The 21,931-nt window shown below is 64.0% G+C and carries 18 protein-coding genes; 6 read left to right on the forward strand and 12 right to left on the reverse strand.

All coding sequences use genetic code 11. The features are described from left to right. Window positions 1–52: 52 nt before the first annotated feature. Window positions 53–1,192 (reverse strand): alpha-hydroxy acid oxidase, encoded by a 1,140-nt coding sequence (locus tag Q1A53_RS06950; protein ID WP_299964330.1) that lies wholly within the window; start codon window positions 1,190–1,192, stop codon window positions 53–55. 42 nt (window positions 1,193–1,234) lie between these two features. Beyond that, a complete protein-coding gene (rimO, locus tag Q1A53_RS06955; protein ID WP_299964331.1) occupies window positions 1,235–2,626 on the reverse strand; it encodes a 30S ribosomal protein S12 methylthiotransferase RimO in 1,392 nt (463 codons plus the stop codon). A 57-nt stretch (window positions 2,627–2,683) separates the two neighbouring features. Between rimO and Q1A53_RS06960 the strand changes: the two genes are divergently transcribed. After that, window positions 2,684–4,636 carry an AsmA family protein gene (locus Q1A53_RS06960; RefSeq protein WP_299964490.1) on the forward strand — a complete coding sequence of 651 codons (1,953 nt, stop codon included), beginning with the start codon at window positions 2,684–2,686 and terminating at the stop codon, window positions 4,634–4,636. Between the two features lie 622 nt (window positions 4,637–5,258). On the opposite strand, the gene kdsA is transcribed toward Q1A53_RS06960, so the two are convergent. Genes kdsA through Q1A53_RS06975 form a run of 3 tightly spaced genes read right to left on the reverse strand, consistent with a single transcriptional unit; the run spans window position 5,259 to window position 8,494 of the window. Continuing rightward, window positions 5,259–6,092 (reverse strand): 3-deoxy-8-phosphooctulonate synthase, encoded by an 834-nt coding sequence (gene kdsA / locus Q1A53_RS06965; RefSeq protein ID WP_299964332.1) that lies wholly within the window; start codon window positions 6,090–6,092, stop codon window positions 5,259–5,261. 1 nt (window position 6,093) lies between these two features. Next, entirely contained in the window at window positions 6,094–7,857 is a 1,764-nt protein-coding gene (locus tag Q1A53_RS06970; RefSeq protein ID WP_299964334.1) for a capsule biosynthesis protein, read from the reverse strand. Continuing rightward, window positions 7,835–8,494, reverse strand: a complete 660-nt coding sequence (locus Q1A53_RS06975; protein ID WP_299964336.1) for an ATP-binding cassette domain-containing protein — start codon at window positions 8,492–8,494, stop codon at window positions 7,835–7,837. Before Q1A53_RS06975 ends, Q1A53_RS06970 begins: the two co-directional genes overlap by 23 nt. Window positions 8,495–8,791: 297 nt before the next feature. Between Q1A53_RS06975 and Q1A53_RS06980 the strand changes: the two genes are divergently transcribed. The 5 genes from Q1A53_RS06980 to Q1A53_RS07000 all read left to right on the forward strand — a co-directional run bounded on the left by Q1A53_RS06980 (window position 8,792) and on the right by Q1A53_RS07000 (window position 12,206). Continuing rightward, window positions 8,792–9,376 carry a uracil-DNA glycosylase family protein gene (locus Q1A53_RS06980; protein WP_299964338.1) on the forward strand — a complete coding sequence of 195 codons (585 nt, stop codon included), beginning with the start codon at window positions 8,792–8,794 and terminating at the stop codon, window positions 9,374–9,376. Beyond that, complete coding sequence (locus Q1A53_RS06985; protein ID WP_299964339.1) at window positions 9,373–10,167, forward strand: SseB family protein; 795 nt, start codon at window positions 9,373–9,375, stop codon at window positions 10,165–10,167. The genes Q1A53_RS06980 and Q1A53_RS06985 overlap by 4 nt, the downstream gene beginning before the upstream one ends. Window positions 10,168–10,333: 166 nt before the next feature. Then, window positions 10,334–10,858 (forward strand): YHS domain-containing (seleno)protein, encoded by a 525-nt coding sequence (locus Q1A53_RS06990; protein WP_299964340.1) that lies wholly within the window; start codon window positions 10,334–10,336, stop codon window positions 10,856–10,858. A gap of 87 nt (window positions 10,859–10,945) precedes the next feature. Then, the gene (locus Q1A53_RS06995; RefSeq protein WP_299964341.1) at window positions 10,946–11,368 is read left to right on the forward strand and encodes a rhodanese-like domain-containing protein; all 423 of its coding nucleotides are present in this window, start codon (window positions 10,946–10,948) and stop codon (window positions 11,366–11,368) included. 1 nt (window position 11,369) lies between these two features. Then, window positions 11,370–12,206: an alpha/beta fold hydrolase gene (locus Q1A53_RS07000; protein ID WP_299964342.1), complete on the forward strand. Its 837-nt coding sequence runs from the start codon at window positions 11,370–11,372 to the stop codon at window positions 12,204–12,206. Between the two features lie 15 nt (window positions 12,207–12,221). Here Q1A53_RS07000 and mdoH read toward each other — a convergent pair whose 3' ends face one another. The 7 genes from mdoH to Q1A53_RS07035 all read right to left on the reverse strand — a co-directional run bounded on the left by mdoH (window position 12,222) and on the right by Q1A53_RS07035 (window position 21,918). Continuing rightward, the gene (gene mdoH / locus Q1A53_RS07005; protein WP_299964344.1) at window positions 12,222–14,075 is read right to left on the reverse strand and encodes a glucans biosynthesis glucosyltransferase MdoH; all 1,854 of its coding nucleotides are present in this window, start codon (window positions 14,073–14,075) and stop codon (window positions 12,222–12,224) included. 32 nt (window positions 14,076–14,107) lie between these two features. Then, window positions 14,108–15,631 carry a glucan biosynthesis protein G gene (locus tag Q1A53_RS07010; RefSeq protein WP_299964347.1) on the reverse strand — a complete coding sequence of 508 codons (1,524 nt, stop codon included), beginning with the start codon at window positions 15,629–15,631 and terminating at the stop codon, window positions 14,108–14,110. A gap of 2 nt (window positions 15,632–15,633) precedes the next feature. After that, window positions 15,634–16,872 (reverse strand): OpgC family protein, encoded by a 1,239-nt coding sequence (locus tag Q1A53_RS07015; protein ID WP_299964349.1) that lies wholly within the window; start codon window positions 16,870–16,872, stop codon window positions 15,634–15,636. Between the two features lie 48 nt (window positions 16,873–16,920). Next, complete coding sequence (locus Q1A53_RS07020) at window positions 16,921–18,270, reverse strand: tetratricopeptide repeat protein (protein ID WP_299964351.1); 1,350 nt, start codon at window positions 18,268–18,270, stop codon at window positions 16,921–16,923. 175 nt (window positions 18,271–18,445) lie between these two features. Beyond that, complete coding sequence (locus tag Q1A53_RS07025; RefSeq protein WP_299964353.1) at window positions 18,446–19,654, reverse strand: CoA transferase; 1,209 nt, start codon at window positions 19,652–19,654, stop codon at window positions 18,446–18,448. Continuing rightward, on the reverse strand, window positions 19,638–21,260 hold the full coding sequence (locus Q1A53_RS07030; RefSeq protein ID WP_299964356.1) for a thiamine pyrophosphate-binding protein: 1,623 nt from the start codon (window positions 21,258–21,260) through the stop codon (window positions 19,638–19,640). The genes Q1A53_RS07025 and Q1A53_RS07030 overlap by 17 nt, the downstream gene beginning before the upstream one ends. 91 nt (window positions 21,261–21,351) lie before the next feature. Then, window positions 21,352–21,918, reverse strand: a complete 567-nt coding sequence (locus tag Q1A53_RS07035) for a GcrA family cell cycle regulator (RefSeq protein WP_299964359.1) — start codon at window positions 21,916–21,918, stop codon at window positions 21,352–21,354. Window positions 21,919–21,931 lie beyond the last annotated feature (13 nt).

Below are 21,931 nucleotides of genomic sequence, written 5' to 3' on the forward strand. Positions count from 1 at the left end.
TCGCGGGTGCTGCAGCGCAGCATGTTCGCTGCGATTTGTAAAGACCTCGCTCTCAGTCCAGCGTGAAGGGGGCGGGCAGATCGGTCATGGTGCGCGCGCCCAACTGTCCCATGTTGGCGGTGAGATCCTTGCGCAGGATGTCGATCAGGTGGTCGATCCCGGCCGGGCCCAACGCCGCCAGCGCTGCATGAAAGGCGCGCCCGAGCATGGTGAAATCCGCGCCGAGGGCAAAGGCCCGCAGGATGTCGAGCCCGCCCTCGATCCCGGAATCGAAGATGATGGGCAGCGTCGTTGCGGCACGCACCTGCGGCAGCGCGTCAATGGCTGCCGGTGCTGCATCAAACTGCCGGCCTGCGTGGTTGGACACCCAGATGGCATCGACGCCCGCACCCTCGGCCCGCCGCGCATCCTCGGGGCGCAAGATGCCCTTGAGCACGAAAGGTCCGTTCCAAGCCGCGCGCAGCCACGCCACATAGTCCCAATCCGGTGACGTGCGCAGCAGGTAGCCCACATGCGCCGTGGACGATAGCGCGGTGCTGGTCTCAGCGGCGTATTTTTCCAGCGTGCGCATCCGCGGCAGCCCGCGGCGCGCCATCCCGACGGCCCAGGCCGGTCGGGCGACGATCTGCGCCATCAGCCGGGGTGTCAGCCGCGGCGGCAGTGTGAGGCCAGAGCGGGTTTGACGCTCCCGACGCGAGGCCACCGGCACATCTACTGTCAGCACCAGCACCTTGAACCCCGCGTCGCGGGCGCGGCTCAGCATGTCGGTGCGGATGGCCTCATCGCGCGGCGGATACATCTGAAACCACGCCTCCGGCCCGAGATGCGGCGCGATGTCCTCAGGTGACTGCGTGGCCACAGTGGACAGGCCATAGGGGATGCCCGCGCGCGCGGCGGCGCTGGCCAGATGCCCCTCTGCGCCCGGCCACATGAGCCCGGACATGCCGACCGGGGCGATGCCGAAGGGCAAAGCAAGCGGGCTGCCCAGCAACTCGGTACAAAGATCCGGCTCGAACTCGCCGTGCAGGACCGATGGCATCAACCCGATCCGGTCAAGCCGCGCCCGGTTGCGCGCCTTGGTCGCCTCACTGCCCGTGGCACTGTCGAGATATTCCCAAACGAATTTCGGCATGCGCCGCCGCGCCTTGCGGCGCAGATCAGACAGGGCAGGGTAGCGGGCGTGCAGATCCATGGCGCGTTGGTGGCTCAGATCCGTGCGCTTGTCCACATACCGTTAAGACGCGGTCCGCCGCCCCCAGAGGTCGTATTCTCCTGCCTCCTCGACTTCGACCGTGACGATGTCGCCCGGCTTCAGCGCCTCGAAACCTTCATCGATAAAGAGGTTGCCGTCGATCTCGGGCGCGTCCGACTTGGTGCGGCAGGTCGCAGCCTCTGCATCAACCTCGTCCACGATCACGTCCAGCCGGTGTCCCACCTTGGCTGCAAGCTTTGCAGCCGAGATCCGCTGCGCGGTCTCCATGAAACGCTCCCAGCGGTCCTGCTTGACCTCCGCCGGCAGGTGATCGGGCAACGCATTGGACCGCGCGCCCGCCACGTTTTCGTACTGAAAACAGCCGACGCGGTCGAGTTGCGCCTCTTCCAGCCAGTCCAGCAGGGTCTGAAACTCCGCCTCTGTCTCGCCGGGGTAGCCCACGATAAAGGTGGAGCGCAGGGTCAGATCCGGGCAGATCGCGCGCCAGGCGGCAATCTCGCCGAGGGTTTTCGCCGCTGCCGCGGGACGTGCCATGCGGCGCAGGACATCGGGATGCGCGTGCTGGAAAGGGATATCCAGATAGGGCAGCACCAGACCGTCGGCCATCAGCGGAATGAGCTGTCGCACATGCGGATAGGGGTAGACGTAATGCAGCCGCACCCAAGCCCCGAACCTACCCAGATCGCGGGCGAGGTCGGTAATATGGGCCCGGTGGCCGCGGTCCTCGGCGTGCCTGATGTCGACACCGTAGGCCGAGGTGTCTTGGCTGATCACCAGCAGCTCGCGCACGCCGCTCTCCACCAGCTTTTCAGCTTCGCGCAGGACCGCATGGGCAGGCCGTGACTGGAGGCGACCACGCATGTCAGGGATAATGCAGAACTTGCACTTATGATTGCAACCCTCTGAAATCTTGAGGTAACTGAAGTGCCGCGGTGTCAGGCTGACACCGGAGGCGGGCAGCAGGTCGACAAAGGGATCGGGGCTCGGCGGGACCGCCGCATGTACGGCGTCCAGCACCTGCTCGTACTGGTGCGGCCCGGTCACCGCCATGACTTGAGGGTGCGCGCCGGTGATATACTCCGGCTCTGCCCCCAGACATCCCGTGACAATCACCCGCCCGTTTTCCTGCAACGCTTCGCCGATGGCGCCCAGGCTTTCCGCCTTGGCGCTGTCCAGAAAGCCGCAGGTGTTGACGATCACCGCCTCGGCACCCGCATAGTCCGGCGAGATCGCGTAGCCTTCTGCACGCAGCCGGGTCAGGATCCGTTCGCTATCCACCAGCGCCTTGGGGCAGCCCAGCGACACCATGCCAATGGTCGGCTGACCGGTGCGGTGAGCCGTCCGATCCGTGCGACCGTCAAGCCGGGCGGCGGGCGCCAGATCAGGGCGCAGATGGGGTGGGTTTGTGCTCATGACCTGCGCTATAGTGGAGTTGAGACGCCCCGGAAAGGGGTGCTGGCCGAGGAGGGCATGCACGTGAAATGGATCATCCGTCTGCTGGGGCTGGGTGTTGTGATCGCGATCGTCGCGATTGCGGCGCTGTTCTTCCTGCCAGCCGAGCGCATCGCGCGCCTTGCGACCGACCAGCTGCAAAGCGCCACGGGACGCACCGTTTCCATCAGCGGGGACGTTGGGCTGACCTTTTGGCCGGTGCTTGGCATCCGCGCCGCCGGTCTGGAGATCGGAAATGCCGATTGGGCAGAGCAGGGCCCCTTGCTGCAAGCTGCCAGTGTCGCCATCGGGATCGATGCGATGGCACTTTTGGGCGGCGATATTCGCATCACCAATATCGAAGCCGAAAGCCCCATGGTGCGCCTGGAACAGCGCAGCGACGGCCAGGTCAGTTGGGAAATCGGTAACAGCGCCGAGGCCACCCCGACCCAAAATGCGCCCACATCGGTGCAACCGGCCAGGACTGCGCAATCCATCACCGTCCAACGGTTGGCCATCACCGATGCCAGTCTGATCTACGCTGCCGCCGGCAGTGATCCGGTGGTCTTCGATCAGGTTGATCTGACATTGGATTGGCCGGAGGCCCAAGGTGCCGCGACGATCACAGCCCGGCTGCGACCGGCGGCAACGCCCGTTTCTGTCGAGGTGGTGATCGATGGTTTTGCGGGTTTCATCGCGGGAGAGACGCAAACCTTGCGCGCCGCGGTATCCACCGACGCGGGGCGTATCGCCTTGGACGGGAGAGGCAGCGCGGATGGCGCAGTCGCCGGGGATCTGACGTTGAGCACGGGCGATACCAATGCGTTTCTGCGCGCACTCGGGATGCCGGGAGCGGATTTGCCGCCAGATCTCGGGGGGCAGATTGATCTCAGTACCGCGCTGACGGTGACCGCGGAGCGTGCTGTTTCCCTGCGCGATCTTGTAGTGTCTCTTGGTCGGAACCGCATCAGTGGTGCTGCGGATTTGAACTTGAAGGATGTGCCTCAGCTCAACGCTCAACTGGATATCGGTGATTTTGTCCTGCCATCTGCGTCAGCGCCCACGGCGAGTTCCGGTGGCGGGGGTGGCGGACAGGCTGGCACCGGCAGCAGCAGCCAGAGCGGTTGGCCTACAGCGGCCATCGACGCGAGCGCATTGGGTACTTTCAACGGCGAGATCGCCTTAACCGCCAATAGTATTGACCTCGGCCAGTTTGACCTCGGCGCGACGCGTGCTTTGCTGCGGAACGACAATTCGCGGATGGTGTTCGAGCTGCGCGATGTAGCCGCCTACGGTGGCGATCTGACGGGGACCTTCGTGATCAATAATCGCAGCGGCCTGTCGGTCGGTGGTGATCTGACGGCGACCGGGATCGAGATGCAGCCGCTGTTGACCGATGCTGCGGATCTGACGCGGCTGACGGGCACCGGGGCGGTTCAGATGTCCTTTCTGGGGGTCGGTGCCAGCGTAGATGCGATCATGAAGTCGCTGTCGGGAAAAGGGTCGCTGCAGATCGGGCGTGGCACCATCCTTGGGATCGACCTCGACCGGTTGATGCGCTCAGGGGATGTGGGAAGTGGCACTACAGTGTTTGACAGCCTTACCGGATCCTGGACGATTGCCGCGGGGACGCTGCAGAACAACGATTTGCTGCTCCAGTTGAAGAGCTATCAGGCATCGGGTGCGGGTGCGGTGGGGCTCGGCAGCCAGACCGTTGACTACACGGTGACGCCGATCGCCTTGCGTGCGAACAGCGGGCAGGGAGTGTCCATCCCGGTGCGGTTTACCGGGCCGTGGTCCAATATTTCGATCCGCCCGGATGTCGAAGCCGCACTGAAGGCAGAGATAGACGAGAAGGCCAAGGAGCTTGAAGAGCGTGCCAAGGAAAAGCTGAACGAACGGCTGGGTGTTTCGCCTGTTGACGGACGGTCAACGGGCGATGCGGTGAAGGATGAATTGAACGACCGGCTGCTCAAAAAGCTCTTTGATTGACGTCTGTGGCCCGTGGGGGCGCCGGCTTTTTGGCCGATAACACGTTTTCGCGAAACAATGCGCCATGGTACCGCCGGACGAGGATTGCCGGGGATCGATGTAATCCGCCCGTGGCGTCCCGCGATGCAACGTTCCTTAGGGTTGCTGTTGCCCGCCTGGGCAAGAGTTGACCCGTTATGATGACCGGTCTGAAATTGATGACAGATCTGGGGATCACTGGGCTACTGGCCACATCGGTTGAAAAGATCAGTCATCAGTGCTCTGCCTGCGGGTTTGGAGATGTGGCCGTCGCTGGCGTGCTTAGGCCTGACGGTTTGCAATCAGGGCGTCCGACCTTTCGAAGATGAGTCATCATGATCGCATGGCGCTTCGGACCGAGCGGGCGAGCTGTACTAGGGGCAGATTTCAACCGCCCAGAGCCTCCGCGAACCGTTGAAAATGCCCTTCGGTTGCAGTTGCGTTCTGTACCCGCGCGCGAGGTCTCATAGTCTTTGGTTCGCGAGAGATCCTGGCGGAGACCGTGCTTGCCGGGCGTTGGTACCGGCTAAGCTCGGGTTTTGAGAGATCAGAGAGCGGCTGATGTCTTGGCCGGACGTCTGATCGAGATCAGAAATCCCGAATGTCAGATCTCCAAAGGCCGTGATTTCGCGATCTCGTCAAGCGCCATCAGCGTTTCAAGGAGGTCGGGCATCTGATCGAGGTGGATCATATTGGGTCCATCGCTGGGCGCGTTGTCAGGGTCGTCGTGGGTCTCGATGAAAACTGCTGCAACACCGACAGCAACTGCCGCGCGCGCCATGACGGGAGCGAATTCGCGCTGCCCGCCGGAAGAGCCTCCCCGCCCCCCCGGTTGCTGCACGGAATGCGTGGCGTCCATCACGACCGGATAGCCCGTCGCGGCCATCTGCGGCAGGGCCCGCATGTCTGCCACGAGGGTATTATAGCCAAAGCTGGTGCCCCGTTCGGTCAGCAAGATCCGCTTGTTTCCGGTCGATTCGATCTTGGTGACGATATTGCCCATTTCCCAGGGCGCCAGAAACTGCCCCTTTTTGACATTGATCACAGCACCCGTCTCGCCCGCGGCCAGCAGCATGTCGGTCTGGCGGCACAGAAACGCGGGGATCTGCAGAATGTCCGCTGCCTCGGCCGCGATCGCGCATTGCGCTTCGGTGTGAACGTCCGTCAGGACCGGCACCTCGTTTGCCCGACCGACCGACTCGAGCGCCTTTAGCCCCGCCTCCAGCCCCATGCCGCGTTTGCCGGACAGGGACGTGCGGTTGGCCTTGTCATAGGATGCCTTAAAGACGTACTGCGCGCCCACTGCAGCGCAGGCTTCTTTCATCCTGCCGGCGATCATCTGTGCGTGATCTTCGCTTTCGAGCTGACACGGACCGGCGATCACCGTGAGGGGGCGATCGTTCCCGATCGTCAGATTGCCGACGGAGATTTGGGTCATGTCAGTTGGTCACTTGCTCGCGAAGTATGGAGGCTGTGAGCGAGACCATCAGGTAGATGCCACCGAAGATCAAGAAGGCAACAAGCGTATTTTCGAACTTGCGCGGATAGCTCGGCTCCTCCGAGGGCACCGGTTCCACGCTGACCGTCAGATAGCGGACCTGTCGGTTGGCTTCCATCCGGGTCTGTTCCATCTGCTGCAGCGCTGACTGGAGCAACATGTCTCGGGTCACCAGATCGGCCTGCGCCATCTGGATCCGCACGTTCAGCTGCGCCAGCGAATTCTCTCCGGCGCTGGCGTCTGTCATCCGCGCGTTCAGGGTGGCGAGCTGTGCGTTCAACCGGTCAACATCCGCCTGTGCGCCATCGACCCGCGCCTGGTTGGGGCGTGCGTTGTCCAATAGGGCCGCCAGTTCCAGTTCCTTTTCGAGCAACTGCAGCTCGATTTGATTGATCTGGCCGCGCAACCCCACGATCACGGCCTCAGGATCAAGGGTATCGCCCTGTAGCTGCAAGGTCACCAGCGCCTGCTGCGCCGCGCGCCGTTCCGCCTCAGCCTGCTCGAAACTGGTGCGGGCATCGGCCATCTGATCGTCGCGCTTCTGCGCGCTCAGCCCGTTGACGCTTTCTTCGGCGTAGGTGATGAGGGCCTCGCTGAAGGCGGCACTTATCTGCGGATCTGCGGCAATCACCTCCATCCGGACCATGCCTTCGGTCGGGTCATAACCCACTTTGACCGCTTTGCGGTAGGTATCAAAGGCCTCTTCATTCGAGGCATCCGGCGCCAGTCTTTGCAAGGGGTCGATGATGTCTTGCGAGAAATGAGAGACAAACCCGATCTCTTCGTCCAGTCGCAGCATTGCCGGTTTTGACAGCAGGAATGCCTGAACGGCGATACTGTCAGAAGAGGTCGCGAACTGGGTGCCGGAGAGCAACCCGCCAATCCCGCCGCCGCCCGCGGTGCTGTCAGCCTGCAGGATCAGGAATTCCGACTGCGTGGCGTACATTGGCGTCGCCACTGAGTAGAAATACCATCCGGCAAGGGCCGTTGGCAGCCCGATGAAACAGGCCAGCCGCAGCAACAAGGTCACCAGCTTGCGCCTGCGCCTGCGCGCTATGTCCAGCTGGATTTGTGCAATCTGACGTTCGCGCATCTCAGCCGGGCTGAGGATTTCAGTCGAGGGTACGCCGCCTTCGCTGGTTTTGCGTGTCTGGGGCAGCTGGATACGCCCGTCCGCGTCTTTTGAGGCGTGCTTGTCAGCGGTGTTGGCCGTGTTTGGGTCGCCGTCTTCGGAGGGGGCGACCAGCGCCAGTACCGCGTTCCGCTGGAAAGGATCAATCCCCTTTTCGCGCAGCAGGCGGACTGCATCGGCATCCGACTTTGGGTTGAGGCCATTCCTCGCCGCGATCCGCCGCGCCATCCGCAACTGCCGCGCTGTCAGCTCTTCGTTCGCGACAACTTTTGGATTTGACGTAGTCGCTTCGGGATCAGCCTCGTCAGCCGGGTCGGGTATATGCTCCTGAGATATTTGTGCTTTCGGGTCAGGTGGCAGCTGAGCCTGAGCTTCTTCGTCAGCCTGCGTCTCGGCCGATAAGGCGGTTTCCGGCTGCGCCTTGGGTGGCGTCCCTTCAGCCTCTTCCGGCGAAACCTCGGATTGGGTGTCCTCTGTTTCGGGCGCGTCCGCTACAGCCGCGTCGCGCTCTGCACGTGCTTCCGCACTCATCCGGCGTATGCGAAACTTTCTAGCTGTCGGTTTCGTAGTCATAAAGCCGTTTCGCTTCTTCCAGCGTATCAAACATGTGCAACTGACCGTTCAGCAGAACGCCAGCGGAATGCGCAAATCTCTCCAGCACGCGCGGTCGGTGCGAGACGACGATGATGGTGGTGGTGCGCAGCCGTTCTTCCAGGACGGCACCGGCCTTGCGGTTGAACTCCGCATCGGTGGAATTCGGCATCCCCTCGTCGATGAGATACATGTCAAAATCCAGCGCCAGCATCAGCGCAAAGGAGAACCGCGCCCGCATGCCCGTGGAATAGGTGCCCACCGGTTGGTCAAAGTACTCCTCCAACCCGCAGAGCCAGCGACAGAAGCTTTCCACGTAGTCCGGATCAAGCCCGTAGAGCCGCGCGATATAGCGCGCGTTTTCCATGGCAGAGACCTTACCCACGACGCCGCCCATGAACCCCAGCGGAAAGGAGATATTGCACCCGCGCCGGATTTCGCCCTCGTCAGCTTTCTCCAGACCCGCCATCATGTTGATCAGCGTGGTCTTGCCGGTGCCGTTGGGCGCGAGAATGCCCAGTGACTGACCCAGTTCGACCCGGAAAGACACCCGGTCGAGGATCACCTTATGCTGGGTGCCCGTCCAAAAGGACTTCGAGACATTTTCGAAAGACAGCATCACTGCTCCGACTGTTGCGAACCGATCAGGGGCCGGTTGTCCCCTCAGATCGGACCGGTCCGCTTGGGCCATAGGACATCCGACATAATTATGTCTTAATTAGAGACAAAACCCTCGCCGGGGGCAAGTCTGTCGCGCGGCACGGGACGGTTTCTGCGCGTATTCCCGCGACTGGGGCGTTGATCATCGGCCCTGCCCACGAAAACACGGTACCGGTTTGATGCGCGCAAGGGTCTTTGCTGCAGGGATTGCTGCCAGCCCTTTCCGCCGTTGCATCAACGAGCTAGATGGCACAGCATGACTGATCTGCGCGATGCCTTGCGGCACTGTACCCTTTGCCAAGACCGTTTCGCGGCGACAGCGACAGCCCATGCTCCGCGGCCCGTGGTCTGGTTTGAACCGCAGGCGCGCGTTCTGATTGCAGGGCAGGCCCCGGGCATGCGGGTGCATCTGTCGGGGCGTCCCTTCACCGACCCATCCGGTGACCGGTTGCGCGACTGGCTCGGACTGGACCAGGAGACGTTCTACGATCAGAGCCGTATCGCCATCGTGCCCATGGCTTTCTGCTTTCCGGGGTATGATGCACGCGGATCCGATCTGCCGCCGCCTCCGGTCTGTTCGGCAAGCTGGCGCGAGGGGGTGCTGGCGATGCTGGATCAGGTGCGGTTGACCATTCTGGTGGGCAGCTACGCGGCGCGCTATCATCTGGGCAGAAAAATGTCCCTTACAGCAGCGGCTCGGGACTGGCGCCCCCGCGGCGATGATCTTTTTGTGCTGCCGCATCCCAGCTGGCGCAACAACGCCTGGCTCAAGAAAAACCCCTGGTTTGCGCAGGATGTCCTGCCGCGTCTGCGCACCCGCGTCCAAGAGGTCCTGGCATGAGCAGCAGAACCCCCATCGACGACGCCCATGCTGCCATGGCTGCCGACCCGGAAGACGCGCAGGCCCGGCTGAGGTTCTACGATCGCCTGTCACAGGCCGAGCTGTTCTTGATGCTCAAGCAGGAGGCAGGCGAGGATGATCAGATCACGCCAGAGGTCTTCGATCTGGGGGAGGCGCGCTATGTACTGGTTTTTGATCGTGAAGAACGGCTCGCCCGCTTTGCGGGCCAGACCACGCCCTATGTGGGGCTGTCGGGACGCAGCATCGCGGGCATGCTGGACCGGCAGGGGCTGGGTGTCGCGCTGAACCCTGACGTGGCCCCCTCGGCGATCCTGTTGCCGGAGACGGCGGTATCCTGGCTTGCGTCAACGCTTGAACACGGGCCCGCCGAGGTCGAGGCGGCCATTGAGGAGGTGCATCCGCCCACCGGGTTGCCCGACACCCTGTTGACCGCGCTGGATGGCAAGCTTGCCAGCGCCACCGGGCTCGCGGCCTGCGCCTATCTGGTGCGCGCGCATTATGCAGGCGGCGGGCGAGGGCATCTTCTGGGCTTTGTCGACGCGCTGCCCCGGGCTCATACCGCATTGGCACGGGCAGCGTCCGAGGCGCTTACCTTCTCGGGTATCGACGCGGGCGCCATGGATGTGGGCTTTTTCGGCGGGAACGATCCTGTCACCGACCGTCTGGCACAGGTCGGTCTGCGGTTCGATCTGCCGCAACCGCCAGAGGCGGATCTTCTGGTCCCCAAGCCTCCGGGCAGCGATCCCGACAAGCCGCCCCGGCTGCGGTAGCCTGGTTGCATCACACCGTGATCACGGCAAACCGGCCCGATGTCACAAGCGCGCGAGAGTTGGTGACAGTGGGTCCCCAGCCCGCGTGCGGCAGTCTACATCTGCGGCATACCGCGCAGCAGTATCGCACCGCGTCGCGCTCAATTGACCCAAGAAGGAGACCGCCATGAACCGCTTTACCCTCAAGATCGCCAGTGCCGCGATTGCGCTGACCACCGCCTCCGCAGCATTTGCGGGCGATCAGTATATCGACCCCACAGGCTATGCGGTTTCAGGCTACGACGTCGTGGCCTACTTCGACCTGGAGCAAAACGCCGTGGGCTCCGCTCAACCCGCAGCAGTGCCCGGCGACAAGGACATCACGGCCACCTACAACGGGGCAACATTCGCTTTCGCCTCTGAGGCCAACAAAGAGAAGTTCGAGGCCAATCCCGAGGCCTACGCGCCTCAATACGACGGCCATTGCGCCTACGGCGTTGCCAAGGGCGGCAAGGTCCCCGGCAACCCGAACCTGTGGCGCATCGTGGACGGCAAGCTCTATCTCAACATCACCGAGAACGTGGTGGGCTTCTGGGAAGAGGACATCCCCGGCAACCTGCAGCTGTCGTCCAGCAACTGGGTCGATATCGAAGCGACACCTGCCTCTGATCGTGTGATCCCGCAGTTTGAAAGCTCGGCACCCGTCCAGTAACGGGCCTACCCGCACGTGTCTGACCCCTTCCCCCCCGGGTCTGACCAACGCCCCCCGGCACGTTTGTCGCGCCGGGGGGTTCTTGCGTTGAGCGCGATCACATGCGTCACCGGTGTCGCGATCTCCGCGCGCTGGTACAACATATGGGCCGCAACCGGTGCCGATGCGCTCAGCGCGCCGGATGCACACCGCGCGGCGATCTCCGGCGCGGTGCTTCTCGTCGATATCCGCAGGCCGGATGAATGGGCCCGTACCGGCGTGGGCGAGGGTGCGCTGCCCCTCGACATGCGGCAGCGGGCGTTCACCGATCTGCTGAGCGACGCGGTTGATGGTGATCATAGCCGCGCCATAGCACTCATCTGCGCCCGTGGTGTTCGGTCGCGGGGCATGGCGGGCCGCTTGCGTGCGGCAGGGTTCACCCGCATCATTGACGTGCCCGAGGGCATGCTGGGTTCGGGTGCGGGACCCGGGTGGATCAAGCGCGGCCTGCCGCTGCGCAAGGAAGGATAAGATGAAGCAGTTTCTCGCCGCTGTCGCAGCGTTGTGCCTGACCTTGCCCACCGGTGCCTTGGCCAACTGTGGCGCGTCCGAGGATGCGTGCGAGGTCGCCGGTGGCAGCTATCACGCACGCCTGCCTGAGGGGCCCATCAAAGGCGCGATCCTCTACCTGCATGGCTTTGGCGGATCGGGCGAAGGGGCGTTGCGCTCGCGAGGCTGGAGCCGCACGGCGCTGGCACGCGGCTATGCGGTGATCGCCCCGGACGGGCTGCCCATCGCAGAGGGCCGCGGTCGTGGTTGGTCGTTCATTCCGGGCAGGCCCGAACGGCGGGATGAAACGGTTTTCCTGCAGGCGGTCCGCGATGACGCCGCTGCGCGCTTCGGTTTTGAGCCGGGTGCGGTGATCCTGGCGGGGTTTTCCGTCGGTGGTTCCATGACTTCTTATATGGCGTGCCGCGCACCACAGAGCTTTACCGCCTACGCCCCGGTGGCGGGCGGTTTCTGGCGTCCGCACCCGACAAGTTGCGCCGGTCCCGTGCGGCTGTTGCACACCCACGGCTGGTCCGACAGTACGGTTCCCTTGGAGGGCCGGGTGCTGCGCGGGCAGGATGCCCGCGATCCCGAAGCGCTGATGCAGGGAGACATCCCCTACACGCTCGCCATGTGGCGTGAGGTGAATGGCTGCTACCAGTTGCGTGCGGACCGCTTCGTCACGCAAGGTGCCTTCCTGCGGCGGGCCTGGGATCGCTGCGCCGATGATACCGCGCTGGAGTTTGCGCTTTTCCCCGGCGGGCATGTGGTGCCGGAGGGCTGGGCCGACATGATGCTGGACTGGTACGAGGGGCTCTGAGCCGCACGGGGGCTGTCACCCCCGCGGCATATTCAGAATGCTCCGCAGGCGCGACCGCTCGTCGCGTGCCCGCGCGACAATAGCTGGCTCGCGGACCGTATGCGGGCTGGGCATGCCGAGACCAGAGGGCAGCACGCTGGGCACGCGCCATGCGCTCATCGCGGACAGTGGCACCGCCAGATAGAGGCTGACCGCGATTGGCAGTAACCACAGCGAAACGAGCCCGGCCAACAGCCCCGTCAGCAAAAGAATGCCTAGCACCGTCTCCACCCAATGAAAGCGGATCAGGGTGCTGACCGGATAAGCCTCGCCCTGTCGCGCCTGCGCGGACCAGCCCGAGGAGCGACCCAAGAGCGCGCGCATTACCGCGCGGGTCTGCTGGATCATCATGATCGGCGCGTAGGCGATGGAGAGCAGGATCTCCACCGCGAAGGCTGTCAGGAACGCGCCCCGCCCGCCATAGACCCGGGTCGCCTTGGGGTGTGCTGCTATGATCCCGGCACCCACCAGCTTGGGCATCAGCAGCATCACATACATGACGATCAGAAAGACGGCGGAATCGATGTGGCTCATCTCCGGCGGCCAATCGGGAAAGAGGGGATTGCTCTCGTTGAAATACCGCACCACGTTCGTCTCCGCATCGACGCCCAGCAGGGACCAGATCACCAGCAGCACAAACCATGCAGGCGAGAGCAGGTAGCTGACCGCGCCGTGAAAGAGGTGAAAGCGCGAGACCGGATGCAGGCCCTTGGTCCCGAGCAGGCGGAGGTGTTGAAGATTGCCCCGGCACCAGCGCTGGTCGCGCAGCACATAGTCGATGAGCGTCCCGGGGGGCTCTTCGAAGCTGCCTGACACCCGCGGCAAAAAGCGGACCTGCCACCCGGCGCGGCGCAGCAGACCTGCTTCGACGAAATCATGGCTCAGGATCAACTCGGATTTGCCCCGCCTGCCGCGCAGATGCGGCAACCCGGCGGAGGCAGCAAAGGCCCGGGTGCGAATGATCGCGTTGTGACCCCAGTAATTGCCCTCGGTCCGTGCCCATTTCGCCAGCCCCTCGGCAAGCAGCCAGCCGTAGGCGATGTTGGAGAACTGCTGAAACCGGGCGAAAAGCGTGTCCGCCCCGATCAGCATCGGAAAACTCTGAATGAGCCCCGCACCCGGATCGAGGCTGAGCTCATCGGCCAGACGCTCAATCGCGCGGCCCGTCATCAGGCTATCTGCATCCAGCACCAGCATCGCCTCGTAGGCCGCTCCCCAGCCGGTGATCCAATCCACCAGATTGCCGACTTTGCGGTCGGTGTTGGTGGCACGGCGGCGGTAGTAGACGGGAATGCCGCCGGGGGCGGAGGCGGCCAGGACCCGGTAGGCGTGTTCCTCTTCGGCGGCGATCTGCGCGTCGCGCGTGTCCGACAGCACAAAGAGCGTGTAGCGATGCGGCCCGCTGCGACGTGCCAGATCGACCAGCATCGCCGTGGCATTGCCGAAAACGTCGCTGGGGTTTTCGTTATAGATCGGCACCAGCAAGGCGATGTCGAGCGCGCCCGCGACACCGGCGGGTCGTGCGTCCGACTGACCGCGGGCGAGCAGGCCAGCAATCGCCACGCCTACGGTGCTTACCGACAGGCTGACCCAGATAAAGGTGGCACCGATCAGGGACAGCAACACCCATTCCAGTGCACTCATCCCCATCTCGGACAGCCAGCCATAAAGCGCGGCAACAAGCAGGCCGGTGCCCAGCAGGGCCGGCACGAAAAGCGCTGCGCGCCATGCGAGGGTGCGCGCGGGGCTCTGCGTGGGTGCTGCGCGCTGTGCAAGGGGTGGTGCGGCCAGATCCTGTGCCCGCATCTGCAACGGCGCGCGGCGCGGCATCGGAGGCAAATTCGGGTCTGTCCTGATGTGCGTCACGACGCGGTCCACCTGTATAGCCAAACCTCGCTGAGTGGCGCACCGTCTACACGCAACTGCGCGCGGAACTCGATGGCTGTCTCTTCCTGCGGGTCAAAGGTGAACGCCAGACGCGGCCCGTTGGTTTCAGGGTTTCTTTGCACCAATCCGGGGGTGAGCGATCCTCCGCCGCTGCGCAGGACGATGTCCAGCCGCGACAGATCTTCGGGCACCAGGGCACCGTCCTCAAAGTCGATGGTGACGACCTTGCCCCCCTCGGGTCGTGCGCCGATCGCTGTACTCAGCACGCGGAGCGGCATGTCGGTGCGCGGGGCAGGATCATCGCCCCAATCCATGCGGTAGCGCATCCGGTGACTGCTGCCCGCGGGGATCACCGCCTCGGGCCGCCAGTAGGCCACGATATTGTCGTAGATCTCCAGATCGGCAGGGATCTCCACCAGCGTGACCGACCCTGCACCCCAATCCTCTTCCGGCATGATCCAGAGCGACGGGCGCTTGTGATAGAGCGCCTCCAGATCGGCGTAGTCGCGGAAGTTGCGGGGCCGCTGCATCAGGCCAAAGCCGCGCGGCCCCTCATCCACGAATGCGCTGATCTGCAAGGTGACCGGGTTGCCGAGCGGTCGCCACAGGGTTTCGCCCGCCCCATTGTGGATGAGCAGCCCGTCGCTGTCATGGACCGCGGGCCTGAAATCATCAAAGCGCTGGCGCATGGTCTCGTCAAAGAGAAACATCGACGTTAGCGGGGCGATGCCCACATGGGCCAGATCGGTGCGTGCGAAAACCTCCGCCGAGACCGACATCCGCAGCGTATCGCCCGGGGTGATGTCAAAGCGGTAGACGCCCGTGCAACTGGGACTGTCGAGCAGTGCGTGCAAGACCACCGAGGGCGCGCCGGTCTGAGGTGTCTCCAGCCAGAAGGCGATGAAATCGGGGAACTCCTCGCCCTCGGGGTCGGCGGTCTTGAGCGCCAGCCCCCGCGCCGACAACCCGTAGGTCTCACCCGTGCCGATGCCGCGAAAGTAGCTCGCGCCCTGAAACACCGCGTATTCCTGAAAGATGTCGGCGGTCTCCAGTTCGGCACGCAGGCGCAGGCCGGAGTATCCCAGCGTATCGTCGATCTCCACGTCTGGAAATTTGTCCGTGCTGTCGAACACAGCCATGTCAAAGACCAGCGGTCGGGCGCTGCCGCCCTCCACCACGTGGATCTCGACCGGTTGCGGAAAGTAGAGACCGGGGGGGAACACATCGACCCGCTGCGGTCGTGTCGTATCCTGCCAGAGCGCATTGCGCCCGTCGAACCAGATCTTGCGATACTGATCGTAGCTGAGGTTGCGCCAGCTTTCGGGCACCTGCTGCCGGGGCGTGTAGTCCCATTCGGCAAGTGCAGCCGCGCGGGCGCGCACCGTCTCTGCATCGAACGGCTCTGCGGCGCCCAGTTGCAGCCCCGGTTCTGCAGCAAAACTCGCCTGTGGTACCGCCGCCAGTGCTGCGAGCGATTTCAAAACATCACGCCGGATCATGATTACACCGCTTTCTTGCGCCAGGGCTGGGATTTGTACCAGCCTGCGCCGTATGCTGTCAGGACCAATACGCCCATCCCGGTGAGGTTGACGGCCACGACGGTCCAGGTGTCGCGCCCGATGTTGTCCATGACAAAACCGCTGACCCGCGCCAGAAACATGCTGGTGATAAAGACGGCAAGCGATTGTTGTCCGACCTTGAGGATCAGGGCCAGGATCCCGCGCCAGAGCCGCGCGAGCAGTCCTGCCCCTTCGGCCAGTAGCCGCGCGCCCTTGTCGCCTGCCGCAACCCAGCACAGGTAGGCCAGAGCCAGGAAATGCACGTAGCGCAGCAAACCAAAGTCTGATTTTGCGATCAGGGGTCGGTTGGCGAGGCGCCAGTCCCGCGCCCAGTCAAATCCGAACTCGCGGATGCCGATGTTGGACAGCGGCACGTTGATCAGCACAAGCGCGGCGGCAAGCCCGATTAGCAATGGTGTTACGGGCGGTTTGGGTAACCAGCCCCGCATGAAGGCAAAGCCGGTGAAGAAGATGAGCTGCCAGCCGAACGGATTGAAGAACCACTGCCGGTCGGACCAGGGCTCTGCCGGCAGGGCCAGATGCCAGGCCTCCAGCCCCAAAAGTGCCATCAGCGGGCCTTGGGCCATGATCCACATGCCGACAATGAATGCACCTGCCACGGCCACATGGAGCCGGGCCAGCGCCATCACCACCGGCATCATCACCAGCACGACCATATACATCGGCAGAATGTCGAAATAATTCGGCACGTATGTGAGGGTCAGCAGGCCTACCAGCTGCGGTCCCGGCTCCTCGAAGAACTTCCACAGGTTGAGCGTGCCGATGTATTCGGTCTCGTAGAGGCCGGTCATGTCGATGGCGGCCAGAAAGGTCGCAACGGCAAAAAAGAGCCCGATGTGCGCCCAGTAGACCTGCCAGACGCGGAAACTGACGCGGGCGGACCCGAGGCGCCAGCCGACCGTGTCGTAGGCCCGACCGAAGGCGATGGCCGAGGCCATGCCCGAGCAGAACACGAAGATTTCTGTGGCGTCGGAAAAGCCCCACCGCGCGGGGATCCAGGAGGTAAAGAAGTTCCCGGGCGTGTGGGCGAAGAGGATGATGAACATCGCGATGCCGCGAAAGAAATCAAGCCGCAGGTCACGTTGGCGGGCGGGCGCCTTGGGCTGTGCGCCTCCGACCGCGGAGGGGGCCGAGATATGGGTTGGGTCTGCAAGTGTCATGACCGGTCTCTACGTCGAACAAAAGGCAGTGTCATCAGCAACTTGGCGCTACTGCGCGGGGATCCGCCGTGCCGCCTCGATACTGGCGAGCCGTGTTTCGGTGTAGCGATCAGGCCGCTGCGCGCGCCGCGCCAGACGGTCAAGCAAAATGGCCTCGGTGCGGCTGTATTCTCCGGCCCGCAGGCCCGCGTCGATGGTCAGCCGTTCAAACACATCGCGCTGCGCGTGGCTGCCGCCGATGGTCTGCATTGCGGGGCGGGCTGCGGCGAGATCGGCGAAGGCCGCGTCATAGCGTCCTTCGGCAAAGGCGTTCAGACCCGAGAGCGCGGCCACGCCGGGATCAGCATAGCGCTGCGGCATCTCGCCCTGCTTGGCGGCATCGCGGGCAAAGCGCGCAACCATCTGCGCCTTGGCGTCCGGTCGGTCGGCCCCGGTCAGCGCCAGCATGTAATGAAGATCGGCAAAGACCACGCAGCCATCCTCCGTGCGTCGCTCGGACAGATCCGCCAGCTCTTCCCAGCGGCGGCCGACATCTATGCCCTCCAATTCCAACCGGGTCAGCAGCGAGGTCGCGTTGGAGATGTCGCGGTAATCATCGGTCTTGTCAGCGCGGATCTGCGCGTCATAGAGGCCAAGGGCCACGTCCAACTCGCCCCGGTCGAGATGCAGCAGCGCCTTGTGCCACCAGACGTGATAGCGAAAGTTATTGCAATGATCCCAGGCGCTTCGGTTTTCCTCGATCAGCGAAATGCCCAGATCGGGCCGCGCTGTCATGTCATAGACATGCGCGATGGCATGCAGCCCCCAGGCGTCATCGGAGGCAAGTGCCAGCCCTTCGCGGCCCACGGCCTCTGCGCGCGCGTAATCCCCGGTTTCCTCCAGCGTGAAGGCGTGACACCCCAGCAGATAGCCGCGACAGGCGTGATCCGCCCTATGCGCCTCCAGCACCCGCTCCACCGAGCGGCGCATGCCGACCGCATCGCCCAGAATAAAACGGATGGCGTGGCTCACCTTGGCCGACAGTGTGTCCTGGGGTGTTTCGGTCAGGCACGCCTCCATCGCTGCAATGGCGGCGGAGGGTTGACCGGCCAACCAGCGATCAAGCGCGTCTACCCAATGTTCTTCCCGCGATGACAAAGGAGCGGCGAGGCGTGCGGCGCGTGCTGCGGTGGCAGCCTCCTGCGCGGTCCGAACCAGTTCCGGGCGCCCCATCATGAGCGAAAAGAGACCCCGCGCCGCATGCCCCATGGCGAAACCCGGCTCCTGTTGCAGCACCGCACCGAGATGCCCGGGCGTCGCCGTACCGTGGGCCAGAAACGCGCGCGTCATGGCGTTCCATTCGGTCAGCGTGTCTTGGCTGGAGAGGGAAACGGGAGCGTTACAGATATCATACATCATCGAAGGTTCGCCTTTATCAACTTGGGTGCCTGCTGTCTTACCTGCAATATTTGTCTGCGCGCAGCCCGTCGGCCAGTGCTACACGCCAACGTGACTGCATGTGTGGGAATAAAGGCTGATATTTCACTATCCTGCGGAAAAATCGGCGAAAATAAGCCGATATTTCAGCGGTGTTTCAGTCCCGCTTGGCAAGGTGCTCCAGGATCTCGGCGATTTTGTCCGTGTCCTGGCCAAAGCGAGGCGGCGCATGGCGGTAGCGCACGGGTGTGCGGGAGAACTTCAGCGGATTGCCCAGCAGCTGGACCGCACCGTCGCGGATGCCCTCGGCTGGCACGGTGACCACCGCATCGCGGGCCTGCGCCTGATCCGACCGCAGGGCGGCATCCACCGTATGGATAGGGCCCGCGGGGACCTTGACCGCATGACATCGCGCCAGAACCTCCGCAGCGGGAACATCGGTCAGAGCCTCGGCGATGGCCGCTGTCAGCGCCACGCGGTTCTCGATCCGCGCGAGGTTGGTGCGGTAATCATCGCTCGCGGCCAGATCGGCCAGCCCGAAGGCATCGCACAACCGTGCGAATTGTGCGTCGTTGCCCACCGCAAGCAGCACGTGGCCGTCCGCACAGGCAAAGGCATCGTAGGGCACGATGTTGGGATGCGCGTTGCCGCGTCGCTCCGGCACTTGACCCGAGGTGAGGAAGTTCGTCCCTTCGTTGATCAGCCAGGCCATCTGGCTGTCCACCAGCGCAAGGTCGATATGTTGCCCGTGTCCCGTCTGGTCCCGGTGGCGCAGCGCCGCGAGGATCCCGATGGTCGCATACATGCCGCACATCACATCAGCGATGCCCACGCCCACCTTGTTCGGTGGCCCGTCCGGCTGGCCGGTCAGCGACATGATCCCGCCGAAGCCCTGCGCCATCAGGTCATAGCCCGGCTGCGCGCTGTTGGGTCCGGTCTGCCCGAACCCCGAGATCGAGCAATAGACCAACCCGGGATGTGCTGCGAGCAACGTCGCATGATCCAGACCGTATTTGACCAGACCGCCGGGCTTGTAGTTCTCGATCACCACATCGGCGCGGGCGGCAAGCTCGCGCACCGTCCTCTGACCTTCGTCGCTGGACAGATCGACCGAGATCGAGCGCTTGTTGCGATTGGCGGCCATGAAATAGGCCGACAGGTCCGAGGCGCTGCCATCTTCATTGCGCGCATAATGCGGCCCCCAACTGCGCGTATCATCGCCACCGGTCCTGGGATTTTCCACCTTGATGACCAAAGCGCCGAGATCGCCCAGCATCTGCGTGGCGGTCGGGCCTGCCAGAATGCGGCTGAGGTCCAGCACCACCAGACCGTCGAGCGCCATCGGGCTGTCAGATGAGCCCATCATAGGCCCCCCGGTCGATGATCGCGGCAATGACGGTGAAATGCTTGGCAACCCGCGCCGCCTGCAGTGCTTCGTGCAATTCGCGGCGGCTGGTGACGGTGTGGCCCGCCCCACCCATGGCAATGCCCATGCCCGCCACGTCATGGCGCGCGAAATCGACACCGCGATTCTTCATCTGGCGCGAACGTTGCTTGAGCTCGATCAGCGACAGGGACGCATCGACAAACACCACGATGATGGGGCCGATGCCCAGTTCTGCGGCGGTGGTCAGCTCGCCCGCGACCATCAGGAAACCCGCATCGCCGCAGAAACCGACCACCGTGCGTTCCGGGCTGGCCAGTTTCGCACCCATGGCCAGCGGCACCGCACAGCCCATGGTGCAGAGCGCCGTTGATTGCGTCAGCGCGCGGGGCTCGTAGCAAGACCACATCTGGCTGAGCAGGATCCTATGCGCGCCGCTATCCACCGTCGCCAGCGCGTCGCGTGGCAGGACCTTGCGGCAGGTGTCTATGATGGCGGCAGCGCCCCACTCCTCATCCATCGGGAAGGCCGCGGCAAGGGCCGTCCGGGTGGCGTCGATCTGACCGTCCGTCCAGGTTTTCTGCGCGTCCACCCCCTCGGAAATCGCGGCGAGGCTCGCTGCGCAATCGGCAATGATGTTGATCCCGGCCTGATGCATGTAGTGGTGATTTGGCTCGGCGGTGATGTCGATGACGCGCTGTTGCGCGGGCTGCCAGACATCGCGCCAGCCGACCCGCATCTCGATCGGATCATAGCCGACGCACAGGATCAGATCCGCGCTCTGCACGAAGGGCAAAAGATGGGTGTCCGCCAGCGGCGACAGGCCCGCCCCGCCCAGAGAGAGCGGATGGTCCTCCGGCAGCAACCCCTTTGCCTTGTATGTGGTGATCACCGGCACGCCGTAGGTTTCGGCAAAGTGCTGCACGGCAGCGCCTGCGTCTTCGTTCATCGCATCCAGCCCGAGGATCATCACAGGGCGCCGCGCGTCACCGAGCCATGCGCGGGCAGTCTCCAGATCTGCCCCGGTGGGTGCGGTCGGGGCCGCGGGGATACGGGATGGCGGCGTCTCGGCCGCAATCTGCGCATCTGCCACGCTGATCGGCACGTCGATATGCACAGGTCCGGCGCGCCCCTCGGTCGCGATGGCCACGGCCTTGTCCGCGATGATATGCGCCGCACCCGGGACCAGCGAAAACGTCGCCTTGGTGATGGGACGGAAAACCGCCTGCTGGTCGAGCACCTGATGGGTATAGCTTTGCGCCTCATCCGCATCGACAGCACCGGCCAGCACAATCATCGGCACGCGGTCCTGATGCGCATTTGCTACCGCGTTCACGCCGTTGAGCGCGCCGGGCCCAACGGTCGCGACCAGAATTCCCGGAGCCCCGGTGCGGTGGTAAACGCCTTCTGCCATAAAGGCGGCGGCATTTTCGTGCTTGGCGAGCACGAAGTGAATGCCTGCCTCCTCCAGCGCGTCAATCAGCGTGAGAACCTCGCCCCCCGGCATCCCGAAGGCATGACGGCATCCAGCGGCATAGAGCCTGCGGGCCAGCGCGTCAGCGGCGCGGATCGTTGGCGAAGTCTTCATCAGCCTGTCCCCCCTGTTATCGACGGGTCATACCCACTGCCGCGGCGCGCGCAACTCACCATTGCGTCCGACATGGCCTCGGGCAGCGGTGTTACCGGCGGCGGTCGCGGCGCGACGACATGGGCTGAAACGCCACGCCGACATGCGCCTCGCAATAGGGTTTGCCCTGCTGAACCGGCAAGCCGCAGAACCAGAAATCCTCTGTCGCCGGATCGCCGACGGGCCATTTACACGTTCTTTCCGTCAGCTCCATCAGCGACAGGCGCTTGGCCTTTTTCTCGATCTCGGAGACTTTGGCCAGTGCTTCCGGGCTGATCTCATTGGCCGACGGCTGCGGTGGCAGCGGCTGGCCTGCTGGAATGATCTGCTTGCGCGCGGGCAGCTTGGGCGCAGGTGGCTCCGGCTCGGCCTTTGCGACCGCTTCGGCGGGCTTGGGGGCGGGCTTTTCCTTGACCTCTGCCTTAGCGGCGGGTTTGGGTTTGGGGTCCGGTTTCGCTGTCGCGGAGGCGGTCGCGCGGTTCGACAGACCCAGACGGTGCACCTTGCCGATGACAGCGTTGCGGGTCACGCCCCCCAACTCTTTCGCGATCTGACTGGCGGATTGGCCCTCGCCCCACATCTTCTTGAGCAGTTCCACACGTTCGTCCGTCCACGACATCGGCTATTCCCCA

The sequence above is a fragment of the uncultured Roseobacter sp. genome (assembly GCF_947496515.1).
Taxonomy (GTDB): domain Bacteria; phylum Pseudomonadota; class Alphaproteobacteria; order Rhodobacterales; family Rhodobacteraceae; genus Roseobacter.